This window comes from Alphaproteobacteria bacterium LSUCC0719 (genome assembly GCA_040839025.1).
In the GTDB taxonomy this organism is placed as follows: Bacteria; Pseudomonadota; Alphaproteobacteria; order Puniceispirillales; family Puniceispirillaceae; genus UBA8309.
Window position 1 is genome coordinate 745,531 of record JBFPJN010000001.1, and the last position, 17,785, is coordinate 763,315.

Consider the following 17,785-nt stretch of genomic DNA (forward strand, 5'->3'; position numbering starts at 1 on the left):
TCATAATAATCAAACAATGCTGTCAAATATTTTATTTTTTTTTTTCCAACAAACTGATTATTGATAATAATTAATTCAAAGAGGGCTGAGAAATGACAAGAGAATCGAGAATTCGATTTCAAGATCACGCGCCACGCGTGCGTGTAACCGACGTTGCGAAGCTTGCGGAATGTGCTCCGGCCACCGTGTCCCGCACCATCAACAATCCCGAAAAAGTATCACCTGAAAAGCGCCTCAGGATTGAAGCTGCGATGCGGGATCTTGGCTATCTGCGCAATCACGCGGCCCGCGCCCTGCGATCTCAGCGATCCCATATGATCGGGATTTTGATACCCACTCTCGCCTATGCTCTGTATGCAAATCTTGTGGGCGCCGCCAGCCGCCAACTTTCCGAGGCAGGCATCACGACGCTGATTGCCACGTTCGACTACGACCTCAAGGTTGAACTTGCCGAAGCGAAAATGCTGGTTGAGAGAGGAGCGGAAGCGCTGATTATGATCGGCCAGGACCATGACCCCGGCCTGTACAGCCTGCTCGACCAGTATGACCTCCCATTCGTCAACACCTATGTCTTTGCCCCGAATGGTACACGTCCCTGCATCGGGTTTGACAATGCCGCCGCCGCAGCAAGCATTACCAGACATCTGATCCATCTCGGCCACAGGGATTTTTGCATTATTTCCGGTATAACCAAGGATAATGACCGCACAACGCAAAGACTTGATGGGATAAAAAGGGAACTGCTGGATCACGGCATTTCTCTAGGGCCGTCACAGATTGTTGAGCGACGCTACTCAATAGCAAATGGGCGCGAAGCGTGCGCAGCGTTGCTGGCAAAGCTTGACCCCAAACCCACGGCGATCATCTGCGGCAATGACATTCTGGCGATGGGTGCGATCGTCGAGTGCACCGCCAATGGTCTGCATGTTCCACGGGACATTTCCGTGGTCGGTTTCGACAATTACGAACTTTCCAAACATTCCAATCCACCCCTGACCACCATTGATGTGCCTGCGGAGGAAATGGGAGGTGCCGCGGCAGACTATCTGTTAAGCAGACTGGAAGGGGATGACGTACCGTCACACAGATCGGTCGATGTGCAACTGATACTCAGGGATTCGTCGGCACCACCACCTCCCAAGGGTGCCAGAACCCTTGTACAGTTACCCGGTGACCATCTGCCGACCAATGATTCCGCATGAGGCTGAACGTCCTGGCTGTTGCCTCAAGAATGTTTCGGAACCGAACCGCATTACTGGAGATATTTCATGCCCCTGACTGATCCGGACCGTCTGTTTCCTGTCGAGCCGCGCCTTCGCGGCATGGCGCGTGCCTTTTACGACAGCGTCAAGGACCTTCCCATCATCAGCCCGCACGGCCATTGCGAGCCGCGCTGGTTTGCCGAGAACAAACGTTTTCCGAACCCGGCAGAGCTTCTGGTGGTGCCGGATCATTACCTGTTCCGGATGCTGGCAAGCCAGGGGGTGCCGCTCACCGATCTTGGCATCCCGCGCGCCGATGGCGGCGCCACCGAACAGGATCCGCGCCTGATCTGGCAGCGCTTTGCCGCGCATTACCATCTGTTCCGCGGCACGCCGTCTGCAATGTGGCTTGATCATTCCTTCGAACATCTGTTCGGCATCGATGAAGTGCTGTCCGCCGACACCGCCGATGCCTATTACGACCATATCGACGACTGTCTTGGACGAGACACCTTCCGGCCACGGGCCCTGTTCGAGCGATTCAATGTCGAGGTGCTGGCCACAACCGATGCCGCCACCGATGATCTGCCGTGGCACCAGCAGCTTCGTGACAGCGGATGGAACGGACGGATCGTCACCACCTACAGACCGGATGCCGCTGTCGATCCGGAATTTCCCGGCTTTGCCGACACCCTGGCCAGACTTGGCGAGATCACCGGTGAGGACACATCAAGCTGGGCAGGCTATCTGGCGGCGCACCGCGCCCGCCGCGCCTATTTCAAGACATTTGGGGCGACCGCCACCGATCACGGCCATGCCAGCGCGCGCACGGCAGACCTGCCGCTGGCCGAGGCAGAGGCGCTGTTCACCAAGGTGGTGGCTGGCAGATGCACGCCTGAAGAGGCAGACCTGTTCCGGGGACAGATGCTGACCGAGATGGCCCGCATGAGCCTTGATGACGGGCTGGTGATGCAGATCCATGCAGGATCGCGACGCAACCATAATGCCGATATCTTTGCGCGCCATGGCCGCGACATGGGGTTCGATATTCCGGGCCGCACCGATTATGTGGAGGATCTGAAACCGCTTTTGAACGCCGTCGGTCTGGAACCCGGCCTGACCATCATCCTGTTCACGCTGGACGAGACGGTCTATGGGCGCGAGCTGGCGCCGCTTGCCGGGGCCTATCCGTCGCTGCGGCTTGGGCCGCCCTGGTGGTTCTTCGATTCCTTCGAGGGCATCGGCAATTTCCGGCGCGCCGTGACCGAGACCTGCGGCTTCTACAACACCGCCGGCTTCAATGACGATACCCGCGCCTTCTGCTCCATACCAGCGCGGCATGATGTAGCGCGGCGATCCGACTGCGCCTATCTGGCAGAACTTGTCGGCACCGGCCGGTTGCGCGAGGCCGAAGCGTTCGAGGTGGCACACGACCTGTCCTACAGCCTCGCCAAGGCGGCCTACAATCTCTAGGATCTGAAGCATATGACCACCCTGCCTCGTTTGACACGCAGCACGGCACCACCCGCTGACGGCATTGTCCATTTCGGCCCCGGTGCCTTCTTCCGCGCCTTCATCGGCCCCTATACCGAAGAGGCGATGGCGGCTGGCGGTGCCAGCGATCAAGACTGGGGCATCATCGCCGTCAGTCTGCAGAGCCCGACTGCACGTGACGCGCTGATGCCGCAGCGCGGCCTCTATACCGCCCTGGAGCGCGGCCCGGACGGTGATATCCCGCGGCAGGTCGGGGCGATCACCAATGTTCTTGTCGCACCAGAAGACCCTGGGGCCGTTCTTGACGCCATGGCAAGGCCGGAGATACGGATCGTCAGCCTTACCGTGACCGAAAAGGGATATTGCCATAATCCGCGCAGTGGCAGTCTTCGGACCGACCATCCCGATATCGTGCATGACATTGCCACCACGGAGGCACCACGAACCGCCCTGGGGTTTCTCGTGCTGGCGCTGTCCCACCGCCGTGATGTCGGCATGCCACCCTTCACCGTGCTGTGCTGTGACAACCTGCCGTCAAACGGGGCGATGCTGCGCCAGCTTGTGATCGAGCTTGCGGGCCAGCGTGATGCCGCCGGCGCCAGTCACGGGCTTGCCAGTTGGATTGCCGATCATGTCGCCTTCCCCGCCTCCATGGTTGACAGGATCACGCCGGCAACAACGGCTGCGGATCTTGAGGAGTTTGCGACCATCAGCGGGCATCATGATGCAGCGCTTGTGATCCACGAGCCGTTCCGTCAATGGGTGATTGAAGATGACTTTCCGCAGGGCCGTCCAGACTGGCATCTTGCCGGCGTGCAGATGGTCGGGGATGTCGAGCGGCATGAGTTGATGAAACTTCGTTGCCTGAACGGCACCCATTCGGCACTCGCCTATCTAGGCTATCTTGCCGGCCATGAGACCATTGCCGACGCCGTTGCGGCCCCGGCCTTCGCGGCACTCTGCGAACGGCTCTGGCATGATGAGATTCTGCCAACCGTACCGCAGCCGGAGGGCGAGAATTTGGCAGCCTATTGCACGGCGCTTCTGGCACGCTACCGCAACCCGGCGATCCGTCACCGAACCTGGCAGATCGCCATGGATGGCAGCCAGAAGCTGCCGCAACGCATTCTCGGCACAGTTCGTGATAATCTGAAAAGAGGCCAGACTCCGGCTGGCCTGTGTCTGGTGATTGCCGGCTGGATGCGCTATGTCGCTGGCAAAGACGAGGCCTGTCAACCGATCGATGTCCGCGACCCGATGGCAGATCACCTCAAACTGGCCGCCACTTCGGCCGACCCGGTATCAGCCCTGCTTTCGATCGAAGCCGTTTTCGGATCAGACCTTGCCGACAACGCGGATGTGGTGGCTGCGATCCAGTCCGCACATCGGCAACTGACAGACAGAGGCGCAACCAAAGCGGTCATGGCCTATATCGAGGGGCACACGTGAGAATATCCGATGATGAGCTGCAATGGATGGTGCGCCCACTTCTCCAAAAGCGAATGGATCCCAATCATGTCTCTCAGGCCGCAATCCCCACAGGCTAGATTTCTATAGCTGCCATGCCGAGACCGGAAATGAAACCCGGTTCAAAATCCTCATACGTCAAATCACCCGCATAATCCATCAGGACCGCGTGGACACCATGCTCGGCAGGATTGCTCCGGTTGTAGCCTTCAACATACCTGTACAGCACTGTGTCGGTAAGGCCATTCCGATCCACGTCCTCATGCCGATAGAGAACGTGCCAGCGATCCGCAACCCGCAACTTATCCCCGTCCGATCTGCTGAAGTCACGAATGATGTCGGCCCCACAAGCTGATCCCGCGACGTCGCTCACATCGAACTGGTCGGCGCCGGTCCTCCGGACACCTTCTCCCCTCGGCACGGCCGTCGGCGATGACGGCCTCACACGATCTCGGAGACAATGCTGACATGGTACCTGAAGTCCCTCGTTGCCAGATCATCGGTGAAATCCAACAGGACAGCGTAGATGCCGCCGTTCCCCTCGGCGTTGTCATACAGCACCGCATCCCTGACGCCGTTATTATCAGTGTCAATCCGCCGGTAACAGATTGTTTTCGGCCAAAGATGTGCATCCATTGCGAGATAATCGCCCTCCTCACGGGAGAAGTCGGTGATGCGGTCGGCGCCGGCAAGGTCGGCCGACTTGTGATTGATCCAGAACCGGTCGAGTCCCTCGCCGCCGGTCAGAACGTCACGGTCGTGGCCACCGTCGAGATCGTCAGCCCCGTCCCCGCCGATCAGGTGGTCACGGCCGCCGCCGCCTATCAGCTCGTCACTGTCATCACCTCCGTGCAACCGGTCATCACCGAACCTGCCAGTGAGGTTGTTATTCCCGTCCCCGCCGTCGAGGTGATTGGCACCGGCTTCAGCAGAGCGGAGATATTCCTCTACATCGCCATTACCGTCCCGGCCGACCTGTGAGACCCTGATCAGGATGTCATCATTCACGAGATGCGCCGATTTCAGCCTCCCTGTCCAGCCGGTCAGCACCGCGTAATGCACTTCGGTGTTGGTCGTGCCGTTGAAGGCCGTCACAAGCGTGCTTTTGCCACCCGTCGCAGTGGGGTCATTGACCTGGCGGTACCACACCTCGGTCACACCGTCGGCGAAGCGAAGACTGTCATTGGCTTCATCAAAACCGTCCACCCGCGTTGCCAGACCGAGGATGCCGGCAAGATCCTGCTGCGAGGTCTGGGCATGCGCGGCTGTCAGGTCATGCGCCTCCTCCACCTCGACAAGATGGAGGCTGATCTCGGTGCGTTGCGGGCGGCCATCCTGGCGGGTGAGCGCGATCAGCTGCACGGCAATGCCGGCATCGATCTCCGCAGGGCTCAGGCTCACATCAGGGCGCAGTTTCAGCGTTGTGCCGTCAAGCATGAACTTGTCCCTGTGCGTGCGCACGAAATACCGCACCGGCACATCGCCGTCCGGGTCGAACGCCCGCACTGTGGTGATGGTGGCCCCGGCGGCGGCGCTGCCGCCATGGAGCCCGACCGTGATCCGGTCGATGATGTTGCCCGCGGCATCGGTGAAGACAGGCGCCTCATCGACGTCACCTATGCTGATGGCCACGTCAACGATCATATCCTCATCATCCGCGGGATCCTCGCCAAGGAACAGCGCGTCCACAGTGACATTGATCCGCGGCGGATCGCCCGCCGCCTCGAAATCCGGCACCACGCCGGGCGCCAGCGTCAGCGTGCCATCGGGCGCCAGCAGGACTTTGCCCGCATCCGGCCCAGACAGGGTGTAAAGGGTCTCGCCAGCACCGCCGCCATCAAAGGCAATGCGGCCAATGACACTGCCGGCAGGGCTGTTCTCGTCGATGCTGAGACTGTAGCGGTTGGTGGCGGCGTCAAAAGTCGCGCTGTCGGTGTTGATGAATGGCATGGCTGGTTCCTCCCCTCAAAGGCTCGAACACAGCGCCACAATGATCGTCAGTACAGGCACTTCCACCGTTTCGAACGGCACCCGGTTACCGGGTAAAGTTTTACTTCACACCATCAAAGGGGAGTTAAATTTTGGGATCAAGCGGGAATGATTCTCAGCGAGATCATCGGCTGAGGCAAAGATGCCGGAAGCAAGCATTAGCGAGTCTAAATTGGCTACAACATGCCTGAAGGACGAAGCCACAGCTTCAATTCGTTACTTTCCGCCTAGCCTCGGCGCCCAGCGCGTCGATGCGAAGCTGTTAGCTGGCATCCTCCCTACCTTCAGCAACAGTGCCGTTGGCAACGTCACTTGCCACAACGAGTTAGGCCGAGATTGAAGGTTAGGCCGCCTTCGCCCTCGCCGAGATTCGATCCCATTCCACGTCGATAAAGCGGATGGAGTACGTTTCTTCCTTCGTATCAGGGGCATTTCGGGAAACTCTCATAGGCCGAATCTTGTGTCGCCAGCGTACTACAGTTTGCGGCCAATTCGCTGTCTGCTACACTTTTGGGCCTTTTTTATGCTGGGTTCTCCGGGTTCCGCCCCTTCCTTGACCCCTCGCTGAAATGAACATACGCTGAAAAGCGGTCTTTCACTGCGATGAAATGCAAGGGATGGCGGGAGTGACGGGACTCGAACCCGCGGCCTCCGGCGTGACAGGCCGGCGCTCTAACCAACTGAGCTACACCCCCGAGGCGGCACGGTCACCGGCATGTCAAAGCCGGCCACCACCACGGTGGCAAACAAGTAGAACAAGCCCCCTCAGCTGTCAAGCGGCAGCAGACCATCATCGGCTGTTTTTTGTTACTTTTTATTCCACCAGGATCGCAGACAGGAACAGCCCACGCCCGATTGCCGGCCAGCTGCCGGCACCAACCGGACAAACGCCGATGATGCCGCTCGCGGCACAACAGGTAATGCTGGATCATGAAGGGGAATGGTGGGTGGTGAGGGGTTCGAACCCCCGACCTACTCGGTGTAAACGAGTTGCTCTCCCAGCTGAGCTAACCACCCGAACCGTTTGGCGCAAACGCCAAAATACAACGCCGACCCTTATATAGGGCCGGCGTCGAAAAAGATAGCCAAAATTTAGCTGTTGACGGCTTCCTTGAGAGGCGCGCCTGCCTTGAATTTCGGTTGCTTTGACGCAGCAATTTGAATGGCTTCGCCAGTACGTGGGTTGCGTCCGGTAGTTGCCGCGCGATGAGCGACGGAGAAAGTACCAAATCCAACAATCCGAACCTCGTCTCCCCCCTTCAGGGCGCCTTCGATACCCGCAAAGACGGCGTCAACGGCACGGCCGGCGTCAGCCTTGGTAAGTCCGGAAGACTCGGCAACTGATGAAATAAGATCGTTTTTGTTCATGGGTACCCCCAATATCTAGTTGGTTAGTGTAGTAATGTGTACCGCCTTTATTTCGAAAAGGCCACACAAAAAAACAAGAACTCATCGGCTAAAATCTACAGTAACCTTGAGTTCCAAGGTGTTCAATGTGCGGTAATGTCGTCGGCGGCAGTCGTATTTTCAGCGATTGGCACTGATGGCCCCTCATCCGAGGATCCACTAGATATCGCGTTTGGCAGTGGTTCACGCACCAGCGCCGCAGACAACACCTCATCCACCATCGCGACGGGAACGATCGTCAGCCCCTCCTTCACATTGTCCGGTATCTCGGCAAGATCCTTTTCATTGTCCTTCGGGATCAGCACCGTCTTCAAACCGCCGCGAAGCGCCGCCAGAAGCTTTTCCTTCAAGCCGCCGATCGGCAGCACGCGGCCACGAAGCGTGATCTCTCCGGTCATGGCGATGTCCCGCCGGACTTCGATGCCGGTGATTGCAGACACAATCGATGTGACCATACCAACGCCGGCGGAAGGCCCATCCTTTGGCGTTGCGCCTTCGGGAACATGGACATGAACATCCATCTTCGCCAGTTCCTCAAGATCGATGCCATAGGTTGAGGCCCGCGATTTGATGAAAAATTCAGCCGCCTGGATGGATTCCTTCATCACGTCGCCAAGCTTGCCCGTGGCACTGACCTTGCCCTTGCCGGGCACGCGCACGGCTTCGATCTGCAGCAACTCACCCCCGACTTCAGTCCAGGCAAGGCCGGTTGTAACGCCAACCCGGTCTTCATCCTCGATCTCGCCAAAGCGGAATTTGGCAACGCCGAGAAACTCTTCCAGACTTTCAGGATCGACAGCCACTTTCGTGGTTTCGCCGGTGACGATCATCTTCACTGTCTTGCGGGCGATCTTGGCAAGTTCACGTTCAAGGTTACGCACCCCTGCCTCGCGGGTATATTGGCGAATAATGGCACGGATGGCGTCATCCGAGATGCTCAGTTCCCCGGCACGGATCCCGTGGTCCTTGATCTGACGCGCCAGCAGATGCCGCTTGGCAATCTCCAGCTTTTCATCTTCGGTGTAGCCAGACAGCCGGATGATCTCCATCCGGTCCAGAAGCGGCTGCGGCATGTTCAGCGTATTTGCCGTGGTGATGAACAGAACATTCGAAAGATCGAGGTCCAGTTCCATGTAATGGTCCTGGAAGGTGCTGTTTTGCGCCGGATCCAGAACCTCCAGAAGCGCCGAGCTGGGATCGCCGCGCCAGTCGGCACCGAGTTTGTCGACCTCGTCGAGAAGGAACAGTGGATTGTTGGTCTCGGCCTTCTTCAGGCTCTGCACGATCTTGCCTGGCATCGATCCGATATAGGTGCGGCGGTGGCCCCTGATTTCGGCCTCGTCACGCACACCGCCAAGCGCCATGCGCACATATTTGCGGCCGGTGGCCCGTGCGATCGACTTGCCAAGCGACGTCTTGCCGACACCGGGCGGGCCGACCAGACACAGAATCGGCCCCTTCAGCGACTTGGTGCGCTGCTGCACGGCCAGAAATTCGATAATCCGGTCCTTGACCTTTTCCAGACCATAGTGATCGGCATCGAGGATTTCCCGTGCCTTGACGATGTCCTTCTTCAGCCGGCTGGATTTTTGCCACGGCACGGCCAGAATCCAGTCGAGATAATTGCGAACGACCGTGGCCTCGGCACTCATCGGACCCATATTTTTCAACTTGCGCAGTTCGGCATCGGCCTTTTCACGCGCGGCCTTGGGCATCTTCATATCGGCAAGCGCGGTTTCAAGCTCTTCCAGCTCGCCGCGGCCATCATCGCCGTCGCCAAGTTCCTTCTGGATCGCCTTCATCTGCTCGTTCAGGTAATATTCGCGCTGGGTCTTTTCCATCTGCCGCTTGACGCGGTTGCGGACACGTTTTTCCACCTGCAGTGCGCCGATTTCCTCTTCCATCAGCTGGAAGATCCGCTCAAGACGCTGATGGATATCCAGAACTTCAAGAAGTTCCTGTTTTTCTTCGATCTTGATTGCCAGATGCGAGGCGATCATGTCAGCGATCTTGTCCGCCTCGTTCACCTGCTCGATGGCGTTCAACACCTCCGAGGCAACCTTCTTGTTGAATTTGATGTACTGGTCGAACTGCTGAACCGTCGCGCGGGCAAGGCCTTCGGTATCGGCACCCTTATGACCGGCCTGTTCCATGACCACAGCATCAACAGCCAGGAACCCCTGATCTGAATGCAGGGTCTTGGCGTCGATACGGACACGCTCGCCGCCCTCGACCAGCACCTTCACCGCGCCGTCAGGCAACTTCAGGAGCTGCAGGATCGACCCGACGGTACCGATGCTGTACAGGCCATCCGCGTCGGGATCCTCGGTATCCGCCTCTTTCTGCGTCACCAGAATGATCTGCTTGTCCTCGGCCATCACGGCCTCAAGCGCGCGAATGGATTTTTCGCGGCCAACAAAAAGCGGTACGATCATGTGCGGAAACACAACAATATCGCGAAGGGGCAGAACCGGGAGTGTGATCATAGCTCCGTCAGACATCTGGGACTCCTGTTATCGCCGGTTTGGCGGGGGCACTCTTTGATCAAGATATGGTAGGTGCCGACTGTGCTTTCAACCAAAACACCGCCAGACATTTTCAGTGTATCCTAATAAACGTTCCGGACCGCGCAGATTCGACACAGACAGGCCAATTCGCCGCATCTTTCGGTGACACATAGTTGCCGTATCGGGGTTGCCGTATCGGGAAGAGGCACCCCGCCACGGCACAGCAGCGTGCCGTCACCACAGGTGATCAACAGAATTGGGGTAATGTCGCCAGGTAGGGCGTCAGGTGGAGCGTCAGGCGCTCTTGCCGGCGCTGGATGGTTTCTTGGCGTGGACAACCAGTGGCGGCGCGCCATCGGTGACGACTTCCGAATTGATCACCACCTCTTCGATATCCCCGGTCGTGGGAATGTCGAACATCGGCTCCATCAGGATATTTTCCATGATCGAGCGCAGCCCCCGCGCGCCGGTCTTGCGGGCGATGGCCTTCTGCGCAATCGCGCGCAGCGCATCGTCACGGAATTCCAGTGACACGTCATCCATCTCGAACAGCTTCTGATACTGTCTGACCAGCGCGTTCTTCGGCTCGGTCAGGATCCGTACCAGCGCATCTTCCTCGAGATCCTCAAGTGTCGCGACAACCGGCAAACGCCCGACAAATTCCGGGATCAGCCCGAATTTGATCAGATCTTCCGGCTCCAGCGTCGACAGCAGCTCACCGACCTTGCGGTCGTCAGGTGCGCGTACATCCGCCCCAAAGCCGATGCCTGCGCCGGTTTCGCGGCCAGCAATGATCTTGTCGAGGCCGGCAAAGGCGCCGCCACAGATAAACAGGATGTTGGTCGTGTCGACCTGCAGGAATTCCTGCTGCGGATGCTTGCGCCCACCCTGCGGCGGGACCGAAGCAACCGTGCCTTCCATGATCTTGAGAAGCGCCTGCTGCACGCCCTCTCCCGACACGTCACGGGTGATCGAAGGATTGTCGGCCTTGCGCGAAATCTTGTCGACCTCGTCGATATAGACGATGCCGCGCTGTGCGCGTTCGACATTGTAATCCGCGGCCTGGAGAAGCTTCAGGATGATGTTTTCGACATCCTCACCAACATAACCGGCCTCGGTCAGGGTTGTGGCGTCGGCCATGGTGAAGGGCACATCCAGCATCCGTGCCAGCGTCTGCGCCAACAGGGTCTTGCCGCAGCCCGTCGGGCCGACAAGCAGGATGTTCGATTTGGAAATCTCGACATCACCGGTTTTGCCGGCATTCGCCAGCCGCTTGTAATGATTGTGAACAGCAACCGACAGAACGCGCTTGGCGCGGGCCTGACCAATCACATATTCGTCGAGAACATTATTGATATCGGCAGGCGTCGGAACACCGTCATGTCCCTTGGAAAGCGAGGTCTTGTGTTCCTCGCGAATGATGTCCATGCAAAGCTCGACACATTCATCACAGATGAACACGGTCGGCCCGGCGATCAGCTTTCGCACCTCGTGCTGGCTCTTTCCGCAGAAGGAACAGAACAAGGTGCCCTTATCGCCGTCTTCAGTCTTTGCCATGGTCTGACTCCCTGAGTCGCTTCGCGTAACGCCGTCCGCATGGAACATGCGTGGACAGTCTAGGTGGGCTTTCGCTTCGGATTCAACGATATTCTTCGGCGATCCCCGAAAGGATACCTGCAATTCACATACCGTTTAGGTCTGTGCTGGTAAATTAGGACTCGCCTTCCGGCATCGGACGCTTCTCGACCACCGAGTCAATCAGCCCGAATTCCTGGGCATCGCCAGCGGTCATGAAGGTGTCACGCTCCATAATCTTTTCAATTTGTTTCAATGATTTGCCAGTATGTTTTTCATAAATTCCATTAAGTCTACGACGCAGATCGAGAATTTCCTTGGCATGGATTTCGATATCGCTTGCCTGGCCCTGGAATCCACCGCTTGGCTGGTGCGTCATTATGCGCGCATTCGGCAGGCTGAAGCGTTTTCCGGCCGCGCCAGCGGTTAACAGCAGCGAGCCCATCGAGGCCGCCTGCCCCATACATACCGTCGATACGTCGGGCCGGATATATTCCATGGTGTCATAAATCGCCAGGCCGGATGTCACGATCCCGCCCGGCGAATTGATGTACATCGCAATGTCCTTTTTTGGATTTTCCGACTCGAGAAACAGCAGCTGCGAGCAGACCAGCGAGGCGGTGCCGTCATCAATCGGCCCGTTCAGGAAGATGATCCGCTCCTTGAGAAGGCGCGAGAAGATGTCATAGGCGCGTTCACCGCGGCTCGTCTGTTCGACGACCATTGGCACCAGATTGGCTACAGGCTGGTCAAACTCGCTCATCTGTAAATCTCCTCGATTGGGTCCTGGTCTCGACAGGACTAGGATTTTTTCGCCGCCTTCTTGGCGGCCGCCTTTTTTGGTGCCGCTTTCTTGGCAGCGGCCTTTTTGGCAGTGGCTTTCTTGGCCTCCGCCTTTTTCGCAGCTTTCTTCTTTGCCGCCTTCGGCTTTGCCTCGGCAGCGGACTCGTCGGGTGCCGCATAGAGCGTTTCGACGTCGGTTGGCACCTCGGTTACTTTTGCCATCTCGAGGATGAAATCAACCGTCTTGTCTTCAAAGATCGGCCCGGCAAGCTGTTGCATCGCCTGCTGGTTTTTCTGGAAATATTCGAGAACCTGCTGTTCCTGACCGGGATAGCGACGGGCCTCTTCAAAGACCGCCTGACGCGTATCCTCTTCGCTGACCTCGATGTTGTTGACGCGGCCGATTTCAGTCAGCATCAGCCCAAGACGCACACGCCGCTCGGCGATGGCCTTGGCCTCTGCCTTGGCGTCGTCATCCATCCCCTCATCCGCTGCCGGATGGTGGTGGTCATGATCGTGGTCGTGATCATGATCGTGGTCGTGATCATGCGGTTCCGGCGGGTTCGGATTCATCGCCCGCGCCACATTTTCATATTCCGACGCATAGAGTGACGGCGGGACATCGAACTTGTCTCCATCCGCCAGCGAATCGAGAACATTCTTTTTCACCGCCTGCCGAAGCGCCGCTGCGTGCTGACCATTGATCTGGCCGGCAACGGCTTCGCGAAGACCGGCAAGGTCCTCAAAGCCAAGACGTGTCGCCAACTCGTCATTGACGGCGGCCTCGCCCTTTTCGCGAAGTTCATTCACGGTCACCTCGAACACAGCAGCCTTACCGGCAAGATGTGCGGCCTGATAGTCTTCCGGGAACGTCACCTCGACATTGCGGGTCTCGCCGGCCTTGACGCCGACCAGCCCCTCTTCAAAACCGGGGATGAAGCTGTTCGAACCAAGCTCAAGCGAATGCCCTTCGGCGGCACCGCCTTCAAAGGCCTCGCCGTCTATACGGCCAACGAAATCGATCACAACCACGTCGCCATTGGCGGCGGCACGCTTGCCCTTGACCTCGACGGTGGGACGGTTGCCTTCGGCGATATTCGACAGCGCCTCGTCAATTTCGGCGTCGCCAGCTTCAAGGGTCGGCTTTTCGATCTTCAGCGCCGCCAGGTCCGGAATGGTGATTTCCGGCATCACCTCGCATGACAGCGAGGCTTCCATATCCTTGCCGTCCTCATAGCTGGTGATCTCAACGCTCGGCTGGCTGGCAAGCCGCAATTCGTTGTTCTCGATGGCCTGGCGCGCGCCCTCGTCAAGCGCGTTCTTCAGGGCCTCGCCCTGGACCTGCCCGCCAAAGCGCGACTTCACAACCGACATCGGCACCTTGCCCGGGCGGAAACCCGGCATATTCACCGTCGTCGCCAGTTCGGCCAGCTTCGCAGAGACCTGTTCTTCAATCTCGGCAGCGGTGATGGTGATGGAATATTCCCGGATCAGCCCTTCGGCCTTGGTTTCAGCAATCTTCATTAAACCCTTGTATCCTCTGCAAGAACGGTGCCCCATGCCCGGTAGACCAGCTTGCGGCGCAAACCGGGTGCCGGGCATGACTACCGGCGGTGAAAGTCCGCCGGTGACGGCGAAGCCATGGTGCGGGCGGAGGGACTTGAACCCCCACGGTTTTCACCACTGGAACCTAAATCCAGCGCGTCTACCAATTCCGCCACGCCCGCAGCGTGAAGCCCGCGCGGCACGGGCAGACCATAAAGGCTGCCATGCCGGGAGAAAATGGGGCGAGTGACCGGTTTCGAACCGGCGACCTCCAGTGCCACAAACTGGCGCTCTAACCAACTGAGCTACACCCGCCATAAAATGCAAATGACGTCACATATGCCTTCAGCACGGATCAGCCATCGCAAACCGTTGCGGAACATATTCGCACACAAACCTGCATGCAAGCAGGATTTGCGATTTTCGACCTAACTATGCACACCATCGTGACTGTGAACGGATGGCCACAGCTTTATGGCGATCTCGAACAGCCCTGATGCCCGTGCCTCGATACTGGTTTCGTTCCATTCAGATTTACTGGCAATTTGCTGATTCAGCCTCAGAAGCGACTTGCTGAACAGCAGGGCTTTCCTGGTCTCGATTTGAAGCCGGCAGCCTTTCCGGCCCACCGACACACACCGGCATGCGGTGAATGGCTTGAATGCGAACGTCCTGGCTGCTATTTCGGTTGTGAGTGAATATCGACCTTCCGGGCGACATCAGCCACCTGCGCAGCAACCGGACCACAGCACCAACCGGATCACATATGAATTCTTTGTTTTTTCGGCCACGGCCCCTGCACAGCCTGTGGACCGGGGCCGGCAGGTCACTTGCCGGCAGGTCACTTGCCGCCATTGTCGCCGCGATACCGCTGGCTGTCCTGTCATTGCAGGCCGTGGCGACCGAGTCGATTGTCGTGCAATCGACGACCTCGACCCAGAATGCCGGTTTCTACAATCATGTGGTGCCGCATTTTACCGCCGAAACAGCTGTTGATGTTCGCGTTGTCGCCGTCGGCACGGGACAGGCGCTGAAAAACGCGCAGAATTGTGACGGCGACATGCTGATCGTCCACGCCCGCGAGGCCGAGGAGGCGTTTGTCGCTGCCGGCTATGGCGCGGCGCGCTATGACCTGATGTATAATGATTTCATCATCGTCGGACCGCAGGACGACCCGGCCGGGCTGCGCTATGCCGGTGATGTGCGCGAGGCGATGCGGCGGATTGAACGATCGCAGTCGCGCTTCGCCTCCCGCGGTGATGAAAGCGGCACCCACAAAAAGGAACGGGTATTGTGGGCCAGCATCGACAGAATCCCAGAGGCGCTGCCCGGCAGCTGGTATCTGGAAACCGGCAGCGGCATGGGCGCGACCCTGAATTTCGCGGTCCAGTCAAACAGCTATTCGCTGACTGACCGCGCCACCTGGCTTGCCTTTGCCAACAAATACCGGCACCGGATCCTGTTTGAAGGCGACCCCCGCCTGTTCAATCAATACGGCATTGTGCTTCTTGACCGGGCGCATTGCCCGACGGCACGCCATGACGCCGCCGAACGCTTTGCCACATGGCTGCTGTCACCGACCGGCCAGCAACATATCGCCAGCCTGACCCGCAAGGGGGAAAAGCTGTTCATCCCGAATGCCGGCCAGTGAATCTGCCTAAAATTTAGGCGCTGTGCCTTTTTTTACGGCAGGATTGCGAAAAACAACATCCGACACCGGCCCCTGCCGGTCGTGGCCTTGCACCGGATTGTAAAGGTGGGCGAGTGTGCGCGCGAAAGACGGACCACCCGACGGTCGGGCCGGTCCCGACGACACAGGAACGAAGCAATGAAGAAAATCGAAGCCATCATCAAGCCGTTCAAGCTGGATGAGGTGAAGGAAGCGCTTCACGAAGTCGGCATCCAGGGCATCACCGTGCTGGAGGCGAAGGGCTTTGGTCGCCAGAAAGGCCATACCGAGCTTTATCGCGGCGCCGAATATGTGGTTGATTTCCTGCCGAAGGTGAAGATTGAAGTGGTTGTCGAGGAGTCGCTCGCCGAGCGCGTTGTCGACGCCATCCAGCAGGCGGCCCAGACAGGCCGTATCGGCGACGGCAAGATCTTCATCTCGACAATCGACGAAGCCATCCGGATCCGTACCGGGGAACGAGGTGCCGACGCGGTCTGATCCGCCCGGTCCGTTCCCATATATGGTCGGCATGCCGGCCACCCCCAACAAGACCTCAAGACCACCAAGACCTATGGAAGGAATCCCCCATGTCTGACGCAAAAGCCATCATGGATATGATCAAGGAGAACGACATCACCTATGTCGATCTTCGTTTCACCGACCCGCGCGGCAAGATGCAGCACGTCACCCAGCATATCGACACCATCGACGAGGAAACCCTTGCCGAGGGCTTTATGTTCGACGGCTCGTCGATCGCCGGCTGGAAAGCCATCAACGAGTCCGACATGACTCTGATGCCGGACCTGTACCGCGCCTATATCGACCCGTTCTTCGCCCAGCCGACTCTGGCGATCTTCTGTGACGTTCTGGAGCCAAGCACAGGCGAGTCCTATGACCGTGACCCGCGCGGCACCGCCAAGGCGGCGCTTGCCTATATGGAATCCGCCGGCGTCGGCGACACCGCATTCTTTGGCCCGGAAGCCGAATTCTTCATCTTCGAGGATGTAAAGATCGACGTGTCGATGAACCGCGTCATGTATGAGGTCGATTCGACCGAAGGCCCGTACAACAGCGCCCGCGATTACGAAGAAGGCAACCTTGGCCACCGCCCCGGTGTCAAGGGCGGCTATTTCCCGGTCCCGCCGATTGATGGTGGCCAGGACATCCGTTCGGAAATGCTGTCGGTCATGGCCGATATGGGCGTGCCGGTCGAAAAGCACCACCATGAGGTGGCCCCCTCGCAGCACGAGCTTGGCATGAAGTTCGGCACCCTGATCGAGACCGCCGACAACATGCAGCTGTATAAATACACCGTGCATCAGGTGGCGAATGCCTATGGCCTGTCGGCAACCTTCCTGCCAAAGCCGATTTCCGGCGACAACGGGTCGGGCATGCATGTCCACCAGTCGATCTGGAAAGACGGTTCACCGCTGTTCGCCGGCAATGGTTATGCCGACCTGTCGGAAATGGCGCTGTTCTACATTGGCGGCATCATCAAGCACGCCAAGGCGCTGAACGCCTTCACCAACGCCTCGACCAACAGCTACAAGCGCCTGATCCCGGGCTATGAGGCACCTGTGCTTCTGGCCTATTCATCGCGCAACCGCTCGGCCTCCTGCCGGATCCCGCATGTGGAATCCCCGAACGGCAAGCGTGTCGAGGTCCGGTTCCCGGATGCGACAGCGAATCCGTATCTGGCCTTCTCGGCAATGCTGATGGCCGGCCTTGACGGCATCCAGAACAAGATCCATCCGGGCGATGCCATGGACAAGGATCTGTACGATCTGCCGCCCGAAGAACTGTCCCAGATCCCGACCGTCTGCGGCTCGCTTCGCGAGGCACTGGAAAGCCTCAGCGCCGATCGCGGCTTCCTGACCCAGGGCGGCGTGTTCAGCGACGACCAGATCGATGCCTATATCGCGCTGAAGATGGAAGAAGTGATCGCGCTGGAGCATACCCCGCACCCGGTCGAATTCCAGATGTACTACTCGGCCTAGGGCCGACGACATCCGCACCGGCCCCTCACCGGCCCGTGCCCCGAACACACAAAACCCCCGGCCCGCAACGGTCGGGGGTTTTTTTGTTTCTTGATTAAATGCGTGGGGAAATTTTTATGGCGCGCCGAAAGACTGATGCAACGCAATTAC

General features: G+C 58.6%; 13 protein-coding genes and 4 tRNA genes. 6 read left to right on the top strand and 11 right to left on the bottom strand.

The annotated features are described in order from the left end of the window. Positions 1-92 precede the first annotated feature (92 nt). The 3 genes from AB3X55_03615 to AB3X55_03625 all read left to right on the top strand — a co-directional run bounded on the left by AB3X55_03615 (position 93) and on the right by AB3X55_03625 (position 4,145). Entirely contained in the window at positions 93-1,202 is a 1,110-nt protein-coding gene (locus AB3X55_03615; GenBank protein MEX0502664.1) for a LacI family DNA-binding transcriptional regulator, read from the top strand. A gap of 66 nt (positions 1,203-1,268) precedes the next feature. Next, a complete protein-coding gene (uxaC, locus tag AB3X55_03620; GenBank protein MEX0502665.1) occupies positions 1,269-2,675 on the top strand; it encodes a glucuronate isomerase in 1,407 nt (468 codons plus the stop codon). A gap of 12 nt (positions 2,676-2,687) precedes the next feature. Then, entirely contained in the window at positions 2,688-4,145 is a 1,458-nt protein-coding gene (locus AB3X55_03625; protein ID MEX0502666.1) for a mannitol dehydrogenase family protein, read from the top strand. Between the two features lie 94 nt (positions 4,146-4,239). Here the strand turns inward: AB3X55_03625 and AB3X55_03630 are convergent, their stop codons facing one another. The 11 genes from AB3X55_03630 to AB3X55_03680 form a co-directional block, all read right to left on the bottom strand. After that, positions 4,240-4,536 (bottom strand): hypothetical protein, encoded by a 297-nt coding sequence (locus AB3X55_03630; protein MEX0502667.1) that lies wholly within the window; start codon positions 4,534-4,536, stop codon positions 4,240-4,242. 68 nt (positions 4,537-4,604) lie between these two features. Continuing rightward, positions 4,605-6,113 (bottom strand): hypothetical protein, encoded by a 1,509-nt coding sequence (locus AB3X55_03635; GenBank protein ID MEX0502668.1) that lies wholly within the window; start codon positions 6,111-6,113, stop codon positions 4,605-4,607. Positions 6,114-6,770: 657 nt separating this feature from the next. After that, positions 6,771-6,847 (bottom strand) — tRNA-Asp (locus AB3X55_03640). Between the two features lie 246 nt (positions 6,848-7,093). Continuing rightward, positions 7,094-7,169 (bottom strand) — tRNA-Val (locus AB3X55_03645). A 75-nt stretch (positions 7,170-7,244) separates the two neighbouring features. Continuing rightward, entirely contained in the window at positions 7,245-7,520 is a 276-nt protein-coding gene (locus AB3X55_03650; GenBank protein MEX0502669.1) for an HU family DNA-binding protein, read from the bottom strand. Between the two features lie 122 nt (positions 7,521-7,642). Continuing rightward, positions 7,643-10,060, bottom strand: a complete 2,418-nt coding sequence (gene lon / locus AB3X55_03655) for an endopeptidase La (GenBank protein MEX0502670.1) — start codon at positions 10,058-10,060, stop codon at positions 7,643-7,645. A 300-nt stretch (positions 10,061-10,360) separates the two neighbouring features. Further along, positions 10,361-11,623: an ATP-dependent Clp protease ATP-binding subunit ClpX gene (gene clpX, locus AB3X55_03660; protein ID MEX0502671.1), complete on the bottom strand. Its 1,263-nt coding sequence runs from the start codon at positions 11,621-11,623 to the stop codon at positions 10,361-10,363. 154 nt (positions 11,624-11,777) lie between these two features. Beyond that, a complete protein-coding gene (clpP, locus tag AB3X55_03665) occupies positions 11,778-12,404 on the bottom strand; it encodes an ATP-dependent Clp endopeptidase proteolytic subunit ClpP (GenBank protein ID MEX0502672.1) in 627 nt (208 codons plus the stop codon). A 38-nt stretch (positions 12,405-12,442) separates the two neighbouring features. Beyond that, positions 12,443-13,948: a trigger factor gene (tig, locus tag AB3X55_03670; protein MEX0502673.1), complete on the bottom strand. Its 1,506-nt coding sequence runs from the start codon at positions 13,946-13,948 to the stop codon at positions 12,443-12,445. Between the two features lie 118 nt (positions 13,949-14,066). Beyond that, a tRNA-Leu gene (locus AB3X55_03675) sits at positions 14,067-14,151 on the bottom strand. Positions 14,152-14,207: 56 nt separating this feature from the next. Further along, positions 14,208-14,284: transfer RNA gene (locus AB3X55_03680), tRNA-His, on the bottom strand. Between the two features lie 451 nt (positions 14,285-14,735). On the opposite strand from AB3X55_03680, the gene AB3X55_03685 reads away from it, so the two are divergent. From AB3X55_03685 to glnA, 3 genes are all read left to right on the top strand, one after another. Then, positions 14,736-15,620: a substrate-binding domain-containing protein gene (locus AB3X55_03685; GenBank protein MEX0502674.1), complete on the top strand. Its 885-nt coding sequence runs from the start codon at positions 14,736-14,738 to the stop codon at positions 15,618-15,620. 177 nt (positions 15,621-15,797) lie between these two features. After that, positions 15,798-16,136 (top strand): P-II family nitrogen regulator, encoded by a 339-nt coding sequence (locus tag AB3X55_03690; protein ID MEX0502675.1) that lies wholly within the window; start codon positions 15,798-15,800, stop codon positions 16,134-16,136. 89 nt (positions 16,137-16,225) lie between these two features. Continuing rightward, complete coding sequence (gene glnA / locus AB3X55_03695) at positions 16,226-17,635, top strand: type I glutamate--ammonia ligase (GenBank protein MEX0502676.1); 1,410 nt, start codon at positions 16,226-16,228, stop codon at positions 17,633-17,635. Positions 17,636-17,785 lie beyond the last annotated feature (150 nt).